15 protein-coding genes are annotated in these 21,273 nt (G+C 65.2%); 5 read left to right on the top strand and 10 right to left on the bottom strand.

The window, feature by feature from the left end; translation table 11 throughout:
* Positions 1–140: 140 nt before the first annotated feature.
* The 3 genes from XH98_RS19355 to XH98_RS19345 form a co-directional block, all read right to left on the bottom strand.
* Positions 141–500, bottom strand: coding sequence for a hypothetical protein (locus XH98_RS19355; RefSeq protein WP_083514013.1), 360 nt, complete (start codon positions 498–500; stop codon positions 141–143).
* 200 nt (positions 501–700) lie between these two features.
* Positions 701–3,364 carry a bifunctional diguanylate cyclase/phosphodiesterase gene (locus tag XH98_RS19350; RefSeq protein ID WP_271619591.1) on the bottom strand — a complete coding sequence of 888 codons (2,664 nt, stop codon included), beginning with the start codon at positions 3,362–3,364 and terminating at the stop codon, positions 701–703.
* Between the two features lie 234 nt (positions 3,365–3,598).
* Positions 3,599–4,297: a hypothetical protein gene (locus XH98_RS19345; protein WP_271619590.1), complete on the bottom strand. Its 699-nt coding sequence runs from the start codon at positions 4,295–4,297 to the stop codon at positions 3,599–3,601.
* Between the two features lie 172 nt (positions 4,298–4,469).
* On the opposite strand from XH98_RS19345, the gene XH98_RS19340 reads away from it, so the two are divergent.
* The 4 genes from XH98_RS19340 (at position 4,470) to XH98_RS19325 (ending at position 7,849) form a co-directional block, all read left to right on the top strand.
* A complete protein-coding gene (locus XH98_RS19340) occupies positions 4,470–5,573 on the top strand; it encodes a LysM peptidoglycan-binding domain-containing protein (RefSeq protein WP_271619589.1) in 1,104 nt (367 codons plus the stop codon).
* A 257-nt stretch (positions 5,574–5,830) separates the two neighbouring features.
* Positions 5,831–7,120, top strand: a complete 1,290-nt coding sequence (locus XH98_RS19335; protein WP_271619607.1) for a Spy/CpxP family protein refolding chaperone — start codon at positions 5,831–5,833, stop codon at positions 7,118–7,120.
* 88 nt (positions 7,121–7,208) lie between these two features.
* Complete coding sequence (locus XH98_RS19330) at positions 7,209–7,439, top strand: AbrB/MazE/SpoVT family DNA-binding domain-containing protein (protein ID WP_271598188.1); 231 nt, start codon at positions 7,209–7,211, stop codon at positions 7,437–7,439.
* Positions 7,436–7,849 carry a PIN domain-containing protein gene (locus XH98_RS19325; RefSeq protein ID WP_271598187.1) on the top strand — a complete coding sequence of 138 codons (414 nt, stop codon included), beginning with the start codon at positions 7,436–7,438 and terminating at the stop codon, positions 7,847–7,849. Before XH98_RS19330 ends, XH98_RS19325 begins: the two co-directional genes overlap by 4 nt.
* A gap of 2 nt (positions 7,850–7,851) precedes the next feature.
* On the opposite strand, the gene XH98_RS19320 is transcribed toward XH98_RS19325, so the two are convergent.
* The 3 genes from XH98_RS19320 to XH98_RS19310 form a co-directional block, all read right to left on the bottom strand.
* Complete coding sequence (locus tag XH98_RS19320; RefSeq protein WP_271598186.1) at positions 7,852–8,706, bottom strand: hypothetical protein; 855 nt, start codon at positions 8,704–8,706, stop codon at positions 7,852–7,854.
* Positions 8,707–9,036: 330 nt separating this feature from the next.
* Entirely contained in the window at positions 9,037–11,484 is a 2,448-nt protein-coding gene (locus tag XH98_RS19315; RefSeq protein WP_271619588.1) for an adenylate/guanylate cyclase domain-containing protein, read from the bottom strand.
* Positions 11,485–11,678: 194 nt separating this feature from the next.
* The gene (locus XH98_RS19310) at positions 11,679–13,745 is read right to left on the bottom strand and encodes an AsmA family protein (protein WP_271619587.1); all 2,067 of its coding nucleotides are present in this window, start codon (positions 13,743–13,745) and stop codon (positions 11,679–11,681) included.
* 236 nt (positions 13,746–13,981) lie between these two features.
* Between XH98_RS19310 and XH98_RS19305 the strand changes: the two genes are divergently transcribed.
* Positions 13,982–14,656 carry a Crp/Fnr family transcriptional regulator gene (locus XH98_RS19305; protein ID WP_057743533.1) on the top strand — a complete coding sequence of 225 codons (675 nt, stop codon included), beginning with the start codon at positions 13,982–13,984 and terminating at the stop codon, positions 14,654–14,656.
* Positions 14,657–14,672: 16 nt separating this feature from the next.
* Here XH98_RS19305 and XH98_RS19300 read toward each other — a convergent pair whose 3' ends face one another.
* The 4 genes from XH98_RS19300 to XH98_RS19285 form a co-directional block, all read right to left on the bottom strand.
* The gene (locus tag XH98_RS19300; RefSeq protein WP_271619586.1) at positions 14,673–17,822 is read right to left on the bottom strand and encodes an efflux RND transporter permease subunit; all 3,150 of its coding nucleotides are present in this window, start codon (positions 17,820–17,822) and stop codon (positions 14,673–14,675) included.
* Positions 17,822–18,751, bottom strand: a complete 930-nt coding sequence (locus tag XH98_RS19295; protein WP_271619585.1) for an efflux RND transporter periplasmic adaptor subunit — start codon at positions 18,749–18,751, stop codon at positions 17,822–17,824. The genes XH98_RS19300 and XH98_RS19295 overlap by 1 nt, the downstream gene beginning before the upstream one ends.
* A gap of 138 nt (positions 18,752–18,889) precedes the next feature.
* A complete protein-coding gene (locus XH98_RS19290) occupies positions 18,890–19,555 on the bottom strand; it encodes an OmpA family protein (protein ID WP_057743630.1) in 666 nt (221 codons plus the stop codon).
* Between the two features lie 143 nt (positions 19,556–19,698).
* Positions 19,699–21,216 (bottom strand): caspase family protein, encoded by a 1,518-nt coding sequence (locus XH98_RS19285; RefSeq protein WP_271598181.1) that lies wholly within the window; start codon positions 21,214–21,216, stop codon positions 19,699–19,701.
* Positions 21,217–21,273 lie beyond the last annotated feature (57 nt).

Below are 21,273 nucleotides of genomic sequence, written 5' to 3'. Positions count from 1 at the left end.
CAGCGTCGAACCCGGAATCCATCGAGCCGCAGCGCCCGTGGATGAATGGATTCCGGGCTCGCGCCTCGCGGCGCGCCCCGGAATGACGACGGAGGATATGGCTGCGGCGGAGCTCTAACCCACCCTATGAGCTGAAAACCTCACGTCATGCTGCCGGGCATGAAGCAACGGATCAAGGTGCGGCCGCCGACGTAATAAGGCCAGACGATGGTGCGCCCGACGCGGTTCGGCTCGGTGATCACGGTGTCATCGGGCACTTCGATCCAGTCACCGAGAATCCTCACGCGATAGTGTCCACCGCGCGTCTCCCAATCGACGTCGTCGAGCGCCGTGCCGTCGGCATCGGCGCAGCAGGGACCGCCGCCCTTGCTGTGCAGGCTCTCGAACCAGCCCTTGAGGGGGGAGTTCGCAAAGCGACCGTCGTCGCGCGCCTGCGCGGCGAGGCCGACCATGGCTGCGGCTGCTATGAGAGGAATCATCCTGAAAGTCACGATCGCCATATCGCCTCGCTCGATGTGCACGCGCGCCCGTTCGCAGACGACAAGCCGCCTGCGATGCGCGTGATGCAATGTTGACTAATTCCCGATCGGCCGGAGTTCCCGGTCGCCTCAGCAGCGCGATAACGGCAATGTGCGAGGTTTGATCCTATTTTCGGAACGGGGGCGGCGATGGTCCGAAAACCGCAGGCGGGGCAACAGGCTCAAGCCGCGGCCGCCTGCTTCGACAGCAATTGCTTCAGCTTCGCCGCCGGGATCGCCGGGCTGAACAGCCAGCCCTGCATCTGGCTGCAGCCGAGCTGCTGCAGCACCTCGCGCTGGGCTTCGGTCTCGACGCCCTCGGCCGTCGTCGCCATGTGACGGGCGGCGGCCATGTGCACCACGGCCTGCACGATCGGGGAGGAATCTTCTGGTTCGCCGATATCGCTGATGAAGCTGCGGTCGATCTTGATCTTGTCGAAGGGGAAGCGGTGCAGATAGCTCAGCGACGAATAGCCGGTGCCGAAATCGTCGAGCGCGATGCGCACGCCGAGCTCGCGCAGCTGCTGCAGGACGGTCAGCGCCTCCTCGTCGTCGCGGATCAGCACAGTCTCGGTGATTTCCAGCTCGAGCCGTTCCGGCGCCAGACCCGACTCGGCGAGCGCAGCCGCAACCTTCAGCGCCAGTGTCTTGGAGCGGAACTGGACCGGGGAGACGTTGACCGCAATGTGGATGTCGCCGGGCCATGAAGCGGCCTCAAGGCAGGCCTGCTTCAAGACCCATTCGCCGATCTCGCCGATCAGGCCGGTGTCCTCAGCGACTGGAATGAAATCGGCGGGCGAGACCATGCCGCGCTCCGGATGACGCCAGCGCAGCAGTGCTTCGCAGCCGGTGACGACATTGGCGGAGAGATCGACCAGCGGCTGGTAATGCACCTCGAACTCGCCGCGGGCCAGCGCCTGGCGCAAATCGAGCTCGAGCTGGCGGCGCTGGCGCGCCTTGGCATCGTATTCGGGAACGAAGATGCGGAAGGTGCCGCGCCCTTCCGACTTCGCCGCATACATTGCGAGATCGGCGCGTTTGAGCAGCTCGTCGATGATGTCGCCATGGTCGGGCGCGATCGCGATGCCGATGCTGGCATCGGTCGTGATCTCCTGGCCCTTGCAATCGACCGGCATGCGCAGCGATGTCAGGATCTGTTCGGCCAGCGTGCTCAGCCCGGCCTGGTCGGAGGTGCCGGCCTTGACGATCGCGAACTCGTCGCCCCCTAACCGCGCCACCAGATCGTTGCCGCTGACGCAGGCGCGCAGGCGGCTTGCGACCTGGCGCAGCAATTCGTCGCCGACCTCGTGTCCCAGCGAATCGTTGACGCCCTTGAACTCGTCGACGTCGATATAGAGGATCGCAAACGGCTTGCCTTGGGCCAGCTCCGCGACGCGGCGCTCCAGATGGCCGCGCATCAGCACGCGGTTGGGCAGGTCGGTCAGCGCATCGTAATGCGCCATATGGGCGATGCGCTCGTCGGCCCGGACGCGCTCGGTGACGTCGTCATGAGTGGCGAGCCAGCCGCCGGCCGCGCCGGGATGGTTCTTGACTTCGATCAGGCGGCCATCGGAGGTCTCGACGATGCTGCTCTGCGTCAGCCCGACCTGGCTCAGGATCCTGTCACAATATTCGTCAACGTCGCCCTCGAACGAGCCGGTGTCGGCGCGATGCTGGATCACGTCGCGGAAATGGACCCCGGGCTTCACCGCATTGGTCGAGAGGCGGTACATGTCGATGTAGCGGCGGTTGCAGACGATGAGCCGTTCGTCCTGGTCGAACATCAGGAGCCCCTGCGTCATCGTGTTCATGGCGGTGTCGAGCCGCTGCTTCTCCAGCGAGAGGCGGTTGGTCACCTGGCGGAAGATCAGGAACAGGGTGAGCACGAGCAGGCCGATCGACAGCACGGCCACGGTGACGAAGAACTTGGTTTGGGTGCGCCAGGTGGCGAGCGTTGCGTCCAGCGACCTGGTTGCGATGATCACGAGCGGCTCGCCGCTCAGGAGGCGCGAGGCGACAATGCGGTCCTTGCCGTCGATCGGGCTGGTGAGCCTGGTCGTGATGGAGGTGTGCTGGAACACGGCCTTCTGCTCCGCCGAGCCGATGCGATAGTTCTGCCCGATCATCGCGTCGACATGCGGAATGCGCGCGAGCAGCTGGCCGCTCTGGTGGTACATCGCGACAGAGGAATCCTCGCCGAGCCCGGTCGAGGCGAAGAAGGATTCGATCTGCTCCGGCGCGATCGCGCGCGTGACGATGCCGAGGAAATCACCATGCGGACCCGACACGCGCCGCGCCATCACGATCGCCGGACCAGTGCCGAACCGGCCGGGTACGACCTCGACCTCTTCCTGCGCTGCAGGATCATTCCTGAGCCTGATGAAATAGTCGCGATCCGACACCGAGATGTCGGCGACGGGCCAGCGCTTCGTCGAGTTGATCAATACGCCGCGCGCATCGAACACATTGGCGCCGGCAATGTCGGACCAGCCGCTGGCCTTGGTGCGCAGCACCTCGTGCACGGCGAGCGTGCCCATCTCGCTGCGGAAGACATCGGCGGATTCGATGCCGTGGCTCTCGAGTTCCGCGATGATGCTCTTCTGAAGCACCGCGAAATCCTCGAACTCGCGGTCGAAATGGCGCGCCAGCAGGCGGACGGAGCTTTCCAGGCTGTCGCGACCGCTCTCGATGGCGTTCTGGCGGAAGCGGTCGACGGTGAGCGCGGTGCCGATGGCGGTCGCGGCCATCAGCACGAAGCCGCCGACGATCAGCCACGTCAGCGGCGCGCCGCGCCATTGGCGAAGCAGCACGCGCAGTCGCGCGGTCCATCGGATTGATGCGCCCATCCCAGCTCTCCCTTGGGATGCAGGATGCAGCAAAACCGACAAGACCCGGTTACCATTGAGGGTTAGGGAACTATGAATCGGAACAAGATCAGAGGCTTGAGCGCGGCGCCGTTAGACGCGGTCCTGTAGGGTGGGCAAAGCGTCAGCGTGCCCACGCCATATTCGCGATCGAGACAGATGGTAGGCACGGCGCTGATGCGCCTTTGCCCACCCTACAAAGCTAGGAAGCTGCCGTCACTCTCGCTTCACTTCCCATTTCAGCGCTTCCGCATTCTCCTTGGCGAAGATCTCAGGCAGGTCGAATGTCCCGGTCTTCAGATCGTAGCGGCATTGCCAGCCGCCCAGCCCCTTCATGATGGTGTTTTTCGGATGCTTGTCGTATTGGCCGGCGAGGCTGATCACGAGATAGCTGTTGTTGGGCCAATCCACGCCGAGCCAGCGATAGGCCTCTTCCGTGCCCTTCAGCAGGTTGGCCGAGATGTGGAAGTCGAGCTTGGCGAAGTGCTTTGTCTCGGGACGGCCGTAAAAATAGGCCCAGGCGAGATCGCTCAGCGATTTCCTGGTCGCGCTGACAAAGGTGCCGTTCTCGGCATGATAGAGAAACAGATCCTGCTCGCCCGAACCGGTCTTCTGCATCCGTACCAGCCATTGCGAGTCCGCGGTGAAGCGGAAGCCGGCCCCATAACCCTGCTCTGGCTTCAGCTCGGTCATCTGATCGCCGCGACGGGCCCAGACCTGCCATTTGACCTCCCAATCGCCGGCGTCCTTCACGTATTGTTCGAGCTTGGTGGCGCCGTCGGGCGAGGTGAAGGCGAGGTCGGCATCGTCGCTGAGGACAAATCCCGGCGGCGGGCCGGAGGCGGCAAGCGCCGGGGTGGCGGCGAGTGTCAGGGCAAGCGCCAGCCATGGCGCGGCGCGGCAAAATGCGGTCATGACGAAATTCCTAAAAAATGGCCGCCAGAATAGGTTGACGGCCTCGCTGGTTTGACGCCGAGAGGGCCGGCTCGGTTCATCCCTTCGAACGTCTTGCTGCCGCAGCCAAAACGGCGCAATTTGCCGAGGCTGATTTGCGACCCAGGGATTTTTGATCAAGGCTTGAGGACTGATGATCACCGCAACCAAGGCCTTCATCGCATTCTGTCTGCTTGCTGTGGTCGGCACCGTGCTAGTGATCGGCCCGACCGAGCTGCGCCACATGCTGCCGGGCGGCACGAACACGGAAATGGCAGGGGTCGCGAAGCCCGAAGCGAAGGCTGAGGGCAAAATCCAGCCCAAGGTCGAGGCCAAGGCCGAAACCAAGGCCGAAACCAAGGTTGAGGCCAAGATAGAACCGAAGACAGAACCGAAGACGGACGAACCGACGCTGGCCGCGGTTGCACCCGCGCAGTCCGCCTCGCCTGTACCGGCCGATGCGCCGAAGGCGGGCGCGCTGGCCGAGACCCAGAAGCAGGTCGCCGCGCTCGCTGACCTCGCACCGGCCAAGCCGCAGCCTTCAGCTGCGGACAGCGCTCCCCGTTTCGACGTCGCCCGCGTCGATGCTCAGGGCGAGGCCGCCGTGATCGCGGGCCAGGCGGCGCCGGGCGCCAGGGTAGAGCTGCTGCGTGACGGCCAGCCGCTCGACAGTGTGGTGGCCGATGCGTCGGGCCAGTTCGTGATGACCCCGCCAAAACTTCCCGCCGGCAGCTACGAGCTGACGCTGCGTGCCAAGGCACCCGACGGCACCGTCATGCAATCCAGCCGCACCATGCCGGTCACGATTGCCGAAGCCGCGCCGCCGCCGGCGCGTGTCGCTGTGGCCGCGAAGCCCGAGGCAAAGCCGCAAGACGCAAAATCTCAAGAAGCAAAACCCGTCGACAAGTCGGACGTCGTCGCCTCGCTCCCGGCGCCGCATCTGGCTTCGACCCCGGACCGGTCCTCGGCGCGGCCGCGGATGATGGGCACGGCCAAACCGAAGTCCATGGCGCGCGTGCCGGCGGCAGGTGCGACGGTTGCAGCGGCCTCGCCCGCGGAGGTGCTTAACACCACACCGGCAGAGACCAGCGGCACAAGGGTGATTTCCAAGGGCGACAGCCTCTGGGCCCTGAGCCGTCTCGCTTATGGCGACGGCGCCCGCTACGCGGTGATCTTCAATGCCAACCGCGAAAAGATCCACAATCCGAATCTGATCTATCCCGGCCAGACCGTCACGGTGCCGCAAAAGACGCAGTGACCGGCCGTCATTCCGGGGCGTCGCGGAGCGACGAGCCCGGAATCTATCGTGCCACTGTTGTCGCCGCCCAATGGATTCCGGGCTCGCGCCAAGGGGCGCGCCCCGGAATGACGGGGTCCTGGTCGGCGGCGCTTCGATCGTTACAATCACGCACCATCATCGCCGGTCTCGCCGCGGAACATTTGGTTCCCCAGCGCGTCTTCTCCTACGACGCGATGCGTGTGTGGGAGGACAACGCGGTGGTCAGCTCAGCGCTGATGTCGAGATCACGCTTGCGACTGGCGCTGGCCGGCGCGGTCCTTGCGATTGTGACAGTGCTGCTGCCCGATAGCGCCGAAGCACAGTTCGGATTGCGCGGCGGTCCGCTCGGCATTGCCCGCTTCGCCGTCGGCCATGTCATCGGCCTGTCGCGATTGCGCCACGCCCGCATGGCGGCGCGCGGCAGCCGCTATCGCTCCGCGGCCATGAGCCCGCAGAATCCAAACGGAGCCGAGCGCGGCCAGCCCACCAATCCTTACGTCTTGCGCGCCGCGCTCACGGCGCAGGCCGCGCTGTCGGGCTGGCACGGCGGCCGCCGGCCGCAGGGCTGGTGGCGTCATCCTGATGGCAGCTATGGCTGGATCGGCCCGGTGTTCTGGCCGTTCGCGCATGACGATCTCACCACGGCCATCATCTTCGGCGATACGACCAGCCTGTCGCTCTATGGCTATGGCGATATCTATGCCGCGATCTTCGCCCCCTATGCGGCGCCGGAGCTCGCCGCCTACACCGCCTCGCAAGGTCGCCGCGGGCGACGAGTCCCATCGGCGGAGATGGTCTGCGACAGCAGCGACACCGGCGGCTTGCCCGTCGACCGCATCGCTGCTGTCGTGCAGCCGAACGAGATGCAGCGCACCGCGCTCGATGAGCTCGCAGCCGCCTGGACCGCAGCGCGCGACACCATCCGCGCTGCGTGCCCGGCGCAGGCGCCGATGACCGCGGCGGAACGCCTCGGCGTCATGCAGGCGCGGCTGGATGCGATGATCAAGGCCACGGACGCGCTGGCAGCGCCGCTGAATAAGTTCGTTGGCCTCCTCGATGGCGGCCAGAAAGCAAAGCTCGAATCCCTTGCGAACGAACGCCGCGCCGCGCTGGCCTCGGCTCAGCACAAGGATGCGCAGGCGGCCCAAGCAGCGCAGGAGGCCAAGGCCTGCGATCCCAACTATGATCCCCGCTATGATGTGCAGGCCCAGCGCCAGTATCAGCAGCTCGTGCGACAGCAATGGCCCGCCTCCGACATGGTGTCCACCTTGAGGCTCGACGACACCGGCAGCGCCCGTCTCGACGTGCTCCAGGACACCACGCTGCGCACCATGCAGACGCTGAGCTCTTGCCCGATGAACGCCGAAGCGACGCCGCAAGCCCGCCTCGCCGCCGTGAAGACGCGGCTGCAGACGATGCAGCAGGCCGTGGGCGGCGTCACTGACGCGCTCGACGATTTCGAAGCGGATCTGAGCGACGAGCAGAAGGCAGCGTTTGAGGCGATGGGCCCGAAGCGGGCGATGTGATTGGTTACTTGTCCCGACCGTAACCTCTTGAAGCGCAAGGGTAACTCTCGTATGATATACAGAGGCTTTTGTATATCATGGAGGTTCCATGCTGGTTTCCAAATGGGGGAATAGCTTGGCGGTCCGGCTGCCCAAGGCTCTCGTTGAAGCACTTAAGCTATCTCCAGGCGACGAACTCAATGTGGTGGAGGCCTCGAAGGGCCAAATCGCAGTTGAGAAGATCGACAAGCGAGCGGAGTTTCTCAGGCAGGTGGAGCAGTTTCGTTTTCCTCTGCCCGAAGGCTACAAGTTCGACCGCGACGAGGCGAATGAGCGGTGAGCGCGTTCTTTGACAGCAACATCTTGATATACGCCTATTCGAGCGATGCGAGGCGTCAGCGGGCGCTCACCACGATCGCTGGCGGCGGCGCGATCAGCGCGCAAGTGCTGAACGAATTCACCAATGTGTTGCGCAAGAAGCAGAAGCAAGAGTGGCCGGTCATCGAAGCCGCGGTGCAGTCCCTCCGCTTCCGCTTCCCTGACGTCGTGCCGCTGACGTCAGACACGCACGCTGCCGCGATTGAACTCGCTCGCGATCACACACTTGCCTTCTACGATGCCCTGATCATCGCCGCGGCGATCGAGGCTGGCTGTAACACGCTTTACAGTGAAGACCTGCAACATGGCCGCAGCATCGGTGGGCTCATCATCGTCAATCCGTTTCTCGGTGGTGGAACAGGGCGGTCGTAAACTCACCCGCACGCCCAGTCGAACTTCATGTCCCTGAAGTCGAGCTGCGCGTTGCCGCCGCCGAAATTGTAGCCGCCGAAATATTCCTCGAACTCGATGTAGAACGGGCTCATCTCCGGCACCGCCTGGCACGGCCGCATGGTGCCGCCGAGATGGTTCGGCGCGTGATCCTTGCTCCAATCGTGCAGGCGGAAATTATCGCGGCTCACGACACCATCGACATAGTAATAATAGGGCTGATACCCGGTCGGAGACCCTCGCTTCACATGCGTATCCTGCGGGCCCTTGCCGGCATTGGGATCCTCCGCGCGGGGCGTCAGCACGATGGCACGGTTCTCGGCGAGCTCGGTGCGCGGCGTCGTCGGCAGCAGCTTCCTGGCGTAAGGGGCTGCGGATTCGTGGAAGGCGCTGGCGCCGCCGACATCGAGCCAGCGCGGCCGCTCCGCGGTCGCAAGTGCAAGCGGCGCCGGCGGCGTTGCGAAGGCGCCGTCATATTCGCACCTGGTCAGAAGGATCGCGGCATATTCGTAATCGAGAATGTCGGTCAAGCGCGACAGGCGCGGATGCGCGGGGCGCGCCGCCACCGCCTCGCGGATTTCAGGATCATCGGGCGCACCGCCGTCATTGTGATCAGGCGCGGTCGCAAAGAACGACACCGCAACGATGTCAGCGCCGTGCACGCGGTAATCCTCCGGCAGCAGGAGCGTAAAGCCGTGCATCAGCGGATAGCCGGTGACGGGATCGAGCGGCCATTGCTCGCTCGCAATGCCCGGCGGCAGGCCGAACACCCAGCCATGGTCGCGCGCACGCTCACTGGGACGGTCCTGCATCTGCAGATCATAGGCACGCGAAGGCATGGCAAGCACCACAGGCCGTCTCCCGTCCGAACGCTGGCCTCGTCGTTGAGGCCTGGGGTTAGTCGCGGTGAGCAGCGATGTGGTTCGGGGGCGGGTTATGGGGAAGTCAGCGCCACAACCTCCTTCGCCGGGACGACCGCAACTGGCGGTCACGCAGATGTCAGTGCTTGGTGAGATCAGGCACAAACGCCCGATGATGCCACCATACCACTGTTTTGCCCGACGCCTCAAGGCAAATTTCGTAAAATCCGCAACTGCATCGAAAATGCGCTGTATCCCCTTAGCCTTGGCTACTGTGCATGGGGTTGTTTTCTACGTCCGTGGCGATGATCATCCTCTTCGTCGCGCAGCCGTCGCATCGACCACGTTGTCCACCTCATCTCGCCACGACAAGATCTCCATCGCCAGCACGGGATGATTGAAGCCCTTGAGCTGGAGATCGTCGAGCGCGCGGGCCTCGACCCATGGCTCGACCATGCCGTAGACGCGGCGGCTGACCACGATCTGGTTGGGCTTGGCCTCGGCGCAGAGGCGCGAGGCGAGGTTGGTGACGCTGCCGATCGCGGCATATTCCAGCCGCTGCTCGAAGCCGACCTGGCCGAGCGTGGCATAGCCGAGCGCGATGCCGATGCCGAAGCCGAGGCTGTGCCCGCGGTTGCGCCAGCGCTCGGTCAAGGGACCGATCGTGTCGCGCATCTCCACCGCCATCTTCACGGCGCGCTTTGTGTGGTCCTCGAACTGGATCGGCGCGTTGAACAGGATCATCACGCCGTCGCCGGCATATTTGTCCAGCGTGCCCTCATATTTGAAGATCAGCTGGCCGAGCGCGGCGTGATATTCGCGCAGCACGTTCATCGCCTCTTCCGGCTCGGTCGCTTCCGTGAACGCGGTGAAGCCGCGCAGATCGCAGAACACCACGGTGACCTCGCGGCGCTGGCTGGTGAGCAGGCCCTCCGGGCTGTCGGAGGAGGCGATCAGCTGCGCCACCTGCGGCGCCAGGAAGCGCTCGAGCTTGCGGATGCGCTCGATCTCGCCGAGCTGGGTCGCGACGCGCTCTTCCAGCGACTTGTTCCAGTTCTTCAGCTGCTCGGTCTGCTCGCGCAGCTTGTCGGCCTGGGCGCGCACCGTCTCGTTCGCGGTCTCCAGCGCGTGGCTCTTGTGGGCGACCTCGGTGAACAGGCGCGCATTGCGCATCGCCAGCACGGCCTGGTTGGCGAAGGTGCGCATCAACCCGGTGAGGCTGCCTTCGAACGCGCCGCCGGCACGGCGCAGCACCACCAGCGCGCCGAGCGTGCCCTGCTGGTCGACCAGCGGCACCACCAGCACGGAGTGGAAGCCGGCGGCGACCGCGACGTCGCGCAGCGGCTGCTCGGCAGCATGGTCGAGATCGGCAATCGCGATCGGCTCGCCGCTTCTGGCGGCATCGCTCAGAACATTCTCGCCTTCGTCGATGGTGACATGGCCGCCGGTGGCCGATTTGTCGATGCCGTTGGCCTCGACCAGGTTGAAGCGGCGAGGCTCGGCCTCATAGCCATAGATCAGCACCGCATCGGCATGGCTGATCTCCAGCGCGCGGGCGGCGATCGTCGGCAGCACGGCATTGAGGTCGAGCGAGGACGACAGCGCGCGGCCGACCTCTTCCAGCACTTTCAGCTCGTTGATCGACTGCGCGAGGTCGCGGGTCCGCGCCTCGACCTTGGTTTCGAGGTCCGTATAGGTCTCCTGGAGCTGGCCGGCCATGCGGTTGAACTGGCCGGCGAGATCTTCCAGCTCGTCAGAGGTGTGCACGTCGATGCGGTGGCTGAAATCGCCCTCGCCGAGCTTGTGCGCGCCGTCGCGCAGCGCCGTGATCGGAATGATCATGCGGCGCGCCAGCAGCGTGCCGGCGAGGATCGCGACCAGGAGCCCCATCCCGATCAGAAGCGCGATGCGCACGAGCTGGTCGCGGATCGGCATCAAGGCCTGCGTGGTCGGCTGCTCGAACAGGACCGTCCAGCCGAGCTTGGGCACCGCGCTCGCGGCCGCCAGCACCGAATGGCCGTTGAAGTCCGTGCCTGACATATCGCCCTCGCCGCCGGGCGCAATCGCAGCTGCGACTTGCGGCAGCTTCGACAGATCCGTGCCGACATCGGGCCCCTTCGACGATGTCGCCAGCACGCGGCCGCGCGGATCGACGACATAGGCGAAGGCGGCCTTGCCGACCTGGTTGTCCGACAGGTAGTCGGAGAGGAAGCTGAGATCGACCTCGGCCACGGTGACGCCGGCATTGAAACCGGAATGCGCCACCGAGATCGACATCATCGGCCTGCCATCGACGAAACTGGCCGGCGAGAAGCTCACCCCGCGCGCCACCGTGTCGGTGAAGCGCATGTCGCGGGAGAGGTCGGTATTGCCGCCTGATGTGGTCGACTGGCGCGAGACGCGGAGCACCTCGCGGCCCTCGCCATTGAGCTGGTACAGCTGGGTGACGACCGCAACCTGATGCAGCAGCTGGGCATAGCCGGTGCGGCGCTTCTCGAGCGTGTCCTGGCTTGCCGCCGTGACCCAGCTGATCTGCCGCTCGAGCTCGGAGATCGACTGCTCTATACGACGGGCGGCGGCCTGCGCCTTGTCCTCGAGCCCGCCGGTCAGCTGGGTCCTGGTGGCGCGATAGGAGATCCAGGTCTCCATCGCGCCGTTGACCGCGAGCACGAACACGACGAGACCGACGAGGGAGACGACATATTTGGCGAACAGGCCCTCGCGCAGAACCCAGGTCTTGTCTTTCGCTCCCGCCATCCGGATCCTCTCGCGCCGCGACCGACGCCGGCGCTAAGGGGCGTACGGGCCCCATGGCCCTTCTAGCACAATTTGGGTGCTTGGACCGGCAAGGGGCCGGTCAGGGGCGGGTGTGGTTACCAGCGGGGGAACATCGCGACGGACGGTCGGGTGGTAAATTGTCGCAGCTGGCTACGGGCGAAGTTCGACGCCCATCACCGATTGAACAGCTGCCGCATCACGTCGTTCATCGGCTGGCTGTCCTGTTGGGCCTGGGGCGGATCCTGGATCGGCGGGGCGGGTGAAGCCTGCGGCGCCGGGGTGGTTGGGTTGCCTGGCAGGCCGCGGCTTCGGCCGCTGCCGCTAGCGGCGCCACTCGAGAGCCCCTGCTGGATCAGATTGCCGATCGCCTCGCCCAGCTGGCCGCCGAGCAGATTGTTCTGCCCCTGTCCTTGCCCAGGCTGCTGGACTTGCGGATTGGCATTGCCGGCCGCGTTCCCGCCGCCCGGCACGGTGCCGCCGAGACCAAAGCTGTTCAGGATGTTGCCAAGCCCGGCGCCGTCAGGGCCGAACAGGCCCTTGCCCATCTCGCGCAGCTTGGCATAGGCGGCCTCAGGATTGTCGAGCACGCCGGCCATGTCGGGATAGATCCGCGGCTGCGACCATGGGCCCGTGATCATCACGGGAATGCCAAAGCCGACAGGCTCGGAGGTGCGGCCCTGGCCTTCCGTCGTCATCACCAGCTTCGGTTCGACGCGAAAGCCTATCATCTTGGTGTCGAGCGCGATGGTGCCGGCGCCGGTGACGCGTACCAGCGGCCCGATCAGATTGAGATCGGTCGTCACCGCCTGGCCCTTGTCGATGCGGAACGAGGCGGAGAGTTGCGACAGATCCGTGCTCTGCTCCTGGCTGGAGCTTTGGTTGGGGTTCAGGTTGTCTTGCCAGCCGGTCAGCGTGCCCGAGGTCAGCGAGCGGATCATCTGCGCGATATTGATGCCGCGGATGGCGCCGTCCTGGAAATTGACGAAGGCGGTGCCTTGCATGTTCGCCATCAGCGCGCGCTGGCTGGTGCCGGCGCTGCGCAGGGCGAGCTTGGCCTGCAGCTTGCCGTCGATCCGGTCGAATTCGGCAAGGCCCTGGAGCAGCGGCAGCGCGCGCACGCCGACCAGGTCGGAATGCATCGCGAAGCTCGGCGCGCCGCTGGTTGCATCAAGGATCACCTCGCCCGAGACCTGGCCGCCATAGGCGCCGAGATTGGCGGTGCCGGCCTTCAGGATGCCGCCGGCGAGCTTCGCATCGAGTGCCAGCGGCGCAAGACGGGCCTCACCGATGACGGCTTCGTTGGCCGAGATCCTGAGCTGCGCGTCGACATAGTTGAGACCGGATACGTCGATCGGTGCATCGCTCCAGGCCTGTCCGGCCGCGCCGTCGGGCGATTTGGCCAGCGGGATTGCGAGACGCTGGAAGTCGAGATCGAGCTTCACCAAAGGCTTGCTCGCGATGTCGACCGAGGCCCAACCGTTGAAGGCGCCGTCGCCGAGGGTGCCGTTGACCCCGTTGATCATCACGACCGTGCCGTTCAGCCGCAGCTCGGCATGGCCGGCGAGCTGCGATTTCAGCACGTCGGGCATGTCGACGGCGAAATCCACCGGGACGGTCTGCCGCTCGATCGGCGGCGCCGGGCTGGTCGCCTTGATGTCGAACTTGGTCGGGTGTTCGCCGATGCGCGCGGTGCCGACAATGTTCACCTTGCGATCCCGGCCGGTGACGACGTTCGCATTGATCGCGCTGATGCGGCCTTCGACGCGATCGCGTGCGCGCGAGAATGCGACTTCGCCATTGGTGATCTTGACGCGATCGATGGTTGCGCCGTCCATGTTGAGCGCGAGCGGTTTTGGCGACGCGTCCGCGTTGGGCAGGCGCTCACGCAGCAGCGGCTGGTACAGCACGGGATGGCTGACGACGATCTCGCTGATCTCGGGATGACCCGACCACACGCTTGCGAGCGACATGTCGGCCTGCACGGTGTCGATGGTCACGCGTGTCATGCCGCTGCGGTCTTTGGGATCGGCAAGCGTGAGGTCGTTCAGCGTGACGTTCAGCGTCGGCCACAGGCTGATCCTCGTGGTTCCGTCGATCGACAGGCGATATCCGGTCGCCTGCTCGACGCGCGAGGCGATCGTCGCAGCCAAAAAGCCCGAGGGAACCCCGATCACCAGCAGCAGAACGATCACGATGATGATCGCGGCCACCGCCGCGCCGGCGAATTTCACTGCTCTCATATCGACTTTCCAACGACGGACGGGCGGCGTCGCATCAGGCGGACGACCCGTCCTTTGCACCTTAAGTTTATCCCGGGACGGGATGCCGCACCAAGCGACTAAAAATATTCGAGAGGTGCTGCAAAGTTATGTGACTTATGACACACTTCTCCGGCGCGGTATTACGCGATTCTGACGCTCATGCTTCCAAGCGATTTGCCCCGGAAATTGACGAGTGAATTCACAAGGACGTTGAAATGAGCAAGCAGGCCGAATTTGCGGTCATTCTGAAAATGAATGCCATGTTCGCCGATCTTGGCGCGGACGAACTCCAGCGTTTGTCCAATCTCTGCCACACCCAGCATCTGGCGAGTGGTGAGGTGCTGTTCCAGAAGGGTGACCCGGGCAACGCGCTGTTCGGCGTGCGCCGCGGCCAGGTCCGCATCGAGACCGGCGCCTCCGACGGCAGCCGGCTGACGCTGAATTTCATGGGTCCGGGCGATCTGTTCGGCGAAGTCGCGGTGCTGGACGGCCAGAGTCGCACTGCGGATGCGACTGCGGGTGAGGCCAGCGAATTGTTCGTGCTGCGGCGCGAGGATTTCCTCGCCTTCCTCGAGCGCGAGCCGAAGGTCGCGATCAAGATCATCGCGCTGCTGTGCCAGCGGATCCGCTGGCAGAGCGAGCGCATGGAAGAGTCGATGTTGCAGCCGCTTCCGGTGCGGCTGGCGCGGCGGCTCTGCGCGCTGGCCGCCGATTTCGGCTCCGAGGTGCACATCTCGCAGGAGCAGCTCGGCGTCTTCGTCGGCGCCGCCCGCGAGAGCGTCAATCGCCAGCTTCAGGCCTGGCGCAAGGAAGCGATCCTGGACCTGCAGCGTGGCCGCATCCTGCTCAGGAACATGACCAAGCTGACCGCGATCGCCCGGAACGAGTAGGGGCGGAGCGCCGCCGCTACTCCGCGGCCGGATGCACAACGCTCTTCGGCATTGGCGGCGCCTCCGCCGGCGTGGTGCCGTGATGATCCCCCGACTCTGCATCCGCACTGTGCACGATCAGCCGCTTGCCGAAACGCCAGATCAGCGCGCCGATGTCGTCCATCACCATGAACATCGCGGGCACGAATACCAGCGACAGGATGGTCGAAAAGATCAAGCCGCCGATCACCGCGAGCGCCATCGGCGAGCGGAACTCGCCGCCGGCGCCGACCGCGAGCGCGCTCGGCATCATGCCGGCGGCCATCGCGATCGTGGTCATCACGATCGGACGGGCCCGCTTCATGCCGGCGTCGATCATCGCCTCTTCGCGCGGCTTGCCGCTGTGGATGGATTCGATGGCGAATTCCACCAGCATGATCGCGTTCTTGGTGACGATTCCCATCAGCATCAGGATGCCGATCCAGACCGGCGTCGTGAGCTGCTTGCCGGTGACGAGCAGCGCTGCGATCGCGCCGCCGATCGAGAGCGGCAGCGAGAACAGGATGGTGATCGGCTGCAGGAAAGTGCCGAACAACAGCACCAGCACCGCATAGACCATCATCAGGCCTGCGGTGATGGCGGTGGCAAAGCCGTCGGAGAGCTCGTTGAGGCTTTCGGCGTCGCCGGAGGGGGAGACCTTCACGCCCTTCGGCAAACTCTTCATGACCGGCAGTTCGTAGATCTTCTTGGTGGCATCGCCGAGCGCTGCGGAGCCGACGAGGTCGGCCGCGACGGTGGCCTGCCGCTCGCGGTCGTAGCGGTTGATGCTGGTCGGGCCCTGGTCGAGCTTGACGTCGGCGATGACTGCGAGCGGCACGCCGCCCTTCTCGCCGTGCTCACCGAGCGGAACACGCAGTTGCTCGAGCGTCTTGAGATTGCCGCGGGCGGCATCCTCGAGCTGCACGCGGATCGGCACCAGGCGGTCGCCGACGTCGAACTTTGCGAGCGCCGGACCGACGTCGCCGATGGTCGCGACACGGATGGTCTGCGACAGGCTTTCGGTCGAGACGCCGAGCCGCGCGGCAAGATCGGCACGCGGCTCGATGCGCAGCTCGGGACGTTCCAGCGAGGTTTCCGAGATCACGTCGGAGATGGTCGGAATCCGCTTCATCTGCGTCGCAAGCTCGCTGGCGACGTTGTTGACGATATTGGGGTCGACACCGGTCACCACCAGCGAGATCGCGCGCAGGCCGTTCTCGTCAAGGAACCAGAAGCGGATATCAGGGACGTTCTCCAGCTCCTGGCTGATCGAAAATTCGAGCTCGCGCTGGGTGATCTTGCGGTCGTTCTTCGGTGTGTAATTGATGATCAGAGAGGCGCGCCGGACTTCCTGCGTGCCCGGTGGAACGCGTCCGCCGTCAACAAAGATGCTCTTCACCTCAGGCCGCTGGCGCAGGCGCGCGACGATGTCCTCGGTGACTTTCTCGGTATAGGCGAGCTGCGTGCCCGGAGGCAGTTCGAGGGCCAGCAGCGAGCGGGCGCTGTCCTGCGCCGGCAGGAAGCCCTGCGGCAGCAGCGTGATGCTCCAGATCGAGGCCGCGAAGATGCCGAAGCCGATCAGCACGGTGATGAAATAGTGCTTCACGGACCACGAGACGATGCTGTGATAGGTGCGCAGGATGCGGCCGGGCGGCGGCTCTTCGTGATGGCCGTGCTTGAGGAAATAGGCCGCCAGCATCGGCGTGACGAAGCGCGCCGCGAGCAGCGAGAAGAACACCTGCACCGAGACGGTGATGCCGAACTGCTTGAAGAACTGCCCGGCGATACCAGACATGAAGCTCGCGGGCGCGAAGATCGCGATGATGGTCAGCGAGATCGCGATCACGGCGAGGCCGATCTCGTCCGCGGCTTCCAGCGCGGCACGATAGGGCGATTTGCCCATGTTCATGTGCCGCACGATATTCTCGATCTCGACGATGGCGTCGTCGACCAAAATACCTGTCGACAGCGTGATGGCGAGGAAGCTGACGAGGTTGAGCGAGAAACCGAGGATGTCCATCGCCCAGAACGCCGGGAAGATCGACAGCGGCAGCGAGACCGCCGCGATGATGGTGGCGCGCAAATCGCGCAAGAATAGCAGCACGATGACGACGGCGAGGATGGCGCCCTCGAACAAGGTCGAGATCGCCGCTTCGTAATTGCCGTTGGTGTAGTCGACGGAGGTGTCGATCAGCTTGAGGTCGACATCGGGATAGGCGGCCTTGAGCGCGTCGATGCGCTTCTGCACGGCTTCGGCGACCTTCACGTCGCTGGCACCCTTGGAGCGCTTGATGCCGAGCGCGACCACCGGCTCGCCGTTGAAGCGGGCGAAGGTGCGGCGATCCGCGATGGTGTCGGTCACGGTGCCGAGATCGTCCAAGCGGACTTCACCGCCGCCGAACAGCGGGACCATGGTGCCGGCGAGGTCGCTGAGCGTCTTGGCGCCGGCTAGCGTCCGGATCGCCTGGTCGTTCTTGCCGATCTCGGCGCGGCCGCCGGCAACATCGACATTGGTGCCGCGCAGGCTCTGGCTGACATTGACGGCCGTCAGCCCCATCGCCTGCAGGCGATCGGGATCGAGCGAGACCAGGATTTCGCGCTCGACACCGCCGATGCGCTCGACCTGCGCGACCCCGCGCACGCCTTGCAGCGCGCGCTTGACCACGTCATCGACGAAATAAGAGAGCTGCTCCGGCGTCTTGCCCGGCGAGATGGCGGCATAGGTGACGATGGGCAGGCCGATCACGTCGACGCGCTGGATCAGCGGCTCGGTGACGTTCTGCGGCAGGTTCGAGCGCACGCGCGTCACCGCGTCCTTGACGTCGTTGAGCGCGCGATCGGTGTTGGTCTCCAGCGCGAACTGGATGGTGGTCACCGACACGCCGTCGGTGATCGAGGAGGTGATGTGCCTGACGCCCTCGACGCCGGAGACGGCGTCTTCAACCGTCTTGGTAACCTGGGATTCGAGTTCCGCCGGTGCGGCCCCGAACTGCGAGACGGCGACCGAGATGACGGGAATGTCGGCGGAAGGCAGCCGGGTGATGGCGAGCTTGGTGAAGGAGGTCCAGCCGAGGATCAGAAGGATGATCGAGAAGACCACCGACGGCAACGGATTGCGGATCGACCATGCCGAGATGTTGAGAGCCATTAGCGTACCCGCGTGCGATCGAGTTCATCGGCGAACATGGTCTTGATCTGGTCGCCGTCATGCAGCGAAGAGCCGGCGTCGGCGACGACGATCTCGCCGACCTCGACCCCGTCGAGGATTTCCGTTTGGCTGTCGGATGTCAGCCCGACGCGCACCCTTCGCGTCTCGACGACATTGCCTTTGACCACCTGCACGGTGAGATGGTCGATCGCGGTCTTGGGAACCGCGACGCCGCAGCTTCGCTTGGCGTCGATGGAGGCGCGGGCAAACACGCCGACCTTCAGCGAGGGATTATTGGCGACGCTGATGCGGACGCGGCCGAGCTGCGTGGCGCGGTCGATCTCGGGCGCGACCAGGCGGACCCGGCCGATCAGATCGGCAGCGTCGTCCCGGCTGATCCGCACCGTCGCGCCGGTGCTGAGCTTGGGCATGTGCACGGCTGGGACCTGCGCGTCCAGCTCGATCTCATTGTTGACGGCGATGCGGAACATCGGTCCCGCCTGCGGCGAGGCCGGCGCACCCACGATGGTGCGCACTTCCGTGATGAGACCCGGCGCCGGCGCCTTCAGCGAGATCGGACCCTGCGGCCCCGGCCGTTGCGGCTGGCCGGGGATCTGCGGCGGCGCCGTCAGCCGCGCCAGCTCCTGATTTTCAGTGACGATGGTGCCTTCGGTGACGAACAGGTCGGTGACCTTAGATCCCTCCTGGTCGGCCATGACCACGGCCTCGCGCCGCGGCACGAAGAAGCCGGTCACGCGCACGAGGTCGGAGAAGCAGGCATTGGTCGACTTCGTGACGATGACGAGCGCCTCGCCCGGCGTCTCCTTCGCCTCGGGGCGATGCCGATGCTCGAACCAGTAATAGCCGACGCCGAGCGCAAGGATGAACGCCACGGTTCCTGCAGGCTTGAGATATTCGGAGATGTTCATCGCCGGATCATCCTGGCCTGGTTCGGGGTTGTCGGGAACGAATCCCTGAAACGAAGCGGCGTCCCGCAGGGCTGCGGGACGCGCGCTGGGACCAATAGTTTACACCACATCAGGACTTGTCGCCTTCAACCGATTGCGTCACTTCGATGCGGTGGTCTTGTTTTCCATATTGACGACCTGCACGCGCCGGTTCACCTCGGCCAGCGGCTGGCTCGGATCCTTCAGCTTGCTCTTGCCATAGCCGACGGTGACGAGGTCGGTGGCGGCGATGCTGTACTTCTCGACCAGATAGCGCTTGATCGAATCCGCGCGGCGTTCCGACAGATCCTGATTGTAGGCTTCGCCGCCGGCGGCGTCGGTGTGGCCTGCGACCACGAAGGTCGAGCCCTTGAGCTCGGGGCTGGTCAGCGCACGGCCAAGCGCCTGCACCGAAGGCAGCGACTTGGCGCTGATATCGGCCGAGTTGTAGTCGAAGGTGATTTCGAGATCGATATTCGGCTTGTCCTTGGCGGCGGTCGCGATCTCCTCGCGCTCGGTCGAGGAGAGCGAGCGCGTGGCGCGGCCGCGGACGGACTGGATCAACTTGGTCTCCGCCGCGCTCGGGACGGGATCCGCCTGCGGGCCGATCGAAAGGCCGCGGGTCAGGGGCTTTTTCGGCGGCGGCGCCAGGGCGCGGACAATCTCGTCCTCGGTGACGTTCTTGCTGTTGCCGTCGTCGCCGGCGAAGGCGGGCGGGAGCGATAGCACGGCACCGAGGGTGACGATGGACAGGATTGCGGTCAGTCCTTTTGCGGCCAAATTCATTATCTGTCCCTCCTGCGCGAGCCCCGCGCGGTTCCAAAATTCCTGCAAATGGCCCACGGCCAGGTCGCCTGCGGCATCCATTCGGTTAGTCTTGGCCGGGGCACCAGGGTTCGAGGCGCCGTCCGTCCGAAATCAAAAAAATATCAACGCACTCCGTAACTTGCGAATTCCTGCACGATGTTCGGATCCATCGCCTTGGCATTGGCGATGTCGAGCGAGCCTTCCTGGGTCGAGCCGTTGCGCTGCTTGGCCACGCCGCGGCCGTAAAGCGAGGAGGTCAGGCGCGGGTTGATCTTCAAGGCGGCGTCGAAATCGGCGATGGCGTTCTTCACCGCGCCCGATTTGAGGTTCACCAGCCCGCGGCTATCCAGTGCATCGACGAAATTCGGCCGCAGCCGCAGCGCCTCGTTGCAGTCCTTCAGCGCGCCCTGGAGATCGCCGACCACGGTGCGGGTCCAGCAGCGATTGTTCAGGGCCTCGACGTCCTTCGAATTGATCCGCAGCGTGTCGTCGAAATCCTTGATGGCGAGGGTGTAGGCTCCCTTGCTGGCATAGACCTGGCCGCGCCGGTATAGCGCATTCACGTCGTCAGGATTGGCGGCGATCTTGGCCGTCAGGCTTTTGATGGTGGGGTCTTCCTGCAGTGCGGCCGCGCTCGGGCCGCCGTCCGCATTTGCCGGCGGAGCGGGCTCGGCCGGTTTGACCGGCGGTGGCGGCGGAGGCAGCGCGGCGTCCACTTGCGGTTTCGGCGAGGGCGGCGGCGGTGATGGAGGTGCCGGCGGCGCCGGCGGATTATTCGCAGCCACAGGGGCAGGCGGAGCGGGCGGAGTCGGAGGCGGGTTGCTGGCAACAGGGGCCGGCGGCGGTGCGGGAGGCGCCGGCGGCGTTTCCGCCGGGCGCGATCCGCTCGCCCCCGGAATGAACGAGAAATCCTCGGCAAGCGAGGACGAGATCCAGGGCACCTGCTCGCCGCGTGAGGCGCGGGTGACGCCCATCTTGGTGCGGTTCAGCGTTTCCTCGGCCATCAGGTCGGGGACGCGGATTTCCTTGAGCAGCTCCTGGACGAACAGGCTGTGGTCGCCGCCGGCATCCGACACCACGGACGCCAGTGCGGCCGAATACATCACGAGCGTGCCGTTCGGCGCGATCACCGGCGTCAGGCCGGCCGAGAAGCTGCGGAAGCGGCGCTCGAACGGGTTGCGCCTGGAGGCGTCGATCAGCGCGATCTTGACGCCGGCGCCGCGGGTGTTGAGCTCGCCCAGGATGGCCTCGATGCTGAACCCGTCGCGGCGGACATCGGACTCGGTCCAGATCTGCGCGTCAACCGGGATCAGGTAGCTCTGGCGCGCCGACTGGATGCCGAACCCGCTGTAGAATACCAGCGCCACCGCGCCCGGCTTGATCTTGCCATAGAGCTTGTCGAAGGCGCGGCGCATGGCGTCACCGGTGAGGTTCTCGCCGACCTCGACCGTAAAACCGTCACGCTTGAGCTCGTCGGCGACGTCACGGGCGTCGTTGATCGGCTCCTTCAGCGGGCTGTCGGCATCGGGATATTTGGCATTGCCGATCACCAGCGCGAAGCGGTCGCCGGCCGCATGCGACGCAGCGGTCGGGACCAACAAGACAAGCAATGGCAGAAGAAAAAGGAAGCGAGTTTTCATAATCAGCGCGGTCCAGCCAAAAAGGCGCCGTTCCCAGCTTGCGCCGCGGCGACCTTA

Origin of the sequence: Bradyrhizobium sp. CCBAU 51745 (assembly GCF_028128715.1) — a bacterium.
Lineage (GTDB): Bacteria > Pseudomonadota > Alphaproteobacteria > Rhizobiales > Xanthobacteraceae > Bradyrhizobium > Bradyrhizobium manausense.
The sequence above is the reverse complement of the archived record's forward strand: the minus strand, read 5'-3'. Positions and strand labels throughout refer to the sequence as shown.

Excerpts from the sequence above, each read along its gene's own strand:
- XH98_RS19355 (WP_083514013.1), bottom strand. The coding sequence starts at position 500 with ATGGCGATCGTGACTTTCAGGATGATTCCTCTCATAGCAGCCGCAGCC.
- XH98_RS19350 (WP_271619591.1), bottom strand. The coding sequence starts at position 3,364 with ATGGGCGCATCAATCCGATGGACCGCGCGACTGCGCGTGCTGCTTCGC.
- XH98_RS19345 (WP_271619590.1), bottom strand. The coding sequence starts at position 4,297 with ATGACCGCATTTTGCCGCGCCGCGCCATGGCTGGCGCTTGCCCTGACA.
- XH98_RS19340 (WP_271619589.1), top strand. The coding sequence starts at position 4,470 with ATGATCACCGCAACCAAGGCCTTCATCGCATTCTGTCTGCTTGCTGTG.
- XH98_RS19335 (WP_271619607.1), top strand. The coding sequence starts at position 5,831 with ATGTCGAGATCACGCTTGCGACTGGCGCTGGCCGGCGCGGTCCTTGCG.
- XH98_RS19330 (WP_271598188.1), top strand. The coding sequence starts at position 7,209 with ATGCTGGTTTCCAAATGGGGGAATAGCTTGGCGGTCCGGCTGCCCAAG.
- XH98_RS19320 (WP_271598186.1), bottom strand. The coding sequence starts at position 8,706 with ATGCCTTCGCGTGCCTATGATCTGCAGATGCAGGACCGTCCCAGTGAG.
- XH98_RS19315 (WP_271619588.1), bottom strand. The coding sequence starts at position 11,484 with ATGGCGGGAGCGAAAGACAAGACCTGGGTTCTGCGCGAGGGCCTGTTC.
- XH98_RS19310 (WP_271619587.1), bottom strand. The coding sequence starts at position 13,745 with ATGAGAGCAGTGAAATTCGCCGGCGCGGCGGTGGCCGCGATCATCATC.
- XH98_RS19305 (WP_057743533.1), top strand. The coding sequence starts at position 13,982 with ATGAGCAAGCAGGCCGAATTTGCGGTCATTCTGAAAATGAATGCCATG.
- XH98_RS19300 (WP_271619586.1), bottom strand. The coding sequence starts at position 17,822 with ATGGCTCTCAACATCTCGGCATGGTCGATCCGCAATCCGTTGCCGTCG.
- XH98_RS19295 (WP_271619585.1), bottom strand. The coding sequence starts at position 18,751 with ATGAACATCTCCGAATATCTCAAGCCTGCAGGAACCGTGGCGTTCATC.
- XH98_RS19290 (WP_057743630.1), bottom strand. The coding sequence starts at position 19,555 with ATGAATTTGGCCGCAAAAGGACTGACCGCAATCCTGTCCATCGTCACC.
- XH98_RS19285 (WP_271598181.1), bottom strand. The coding sequence starts at position 21,216 with ATGAAAACTCGCTTCCTTTTTCTTCTGCCATTGCTTGTCTTGTTGGTC.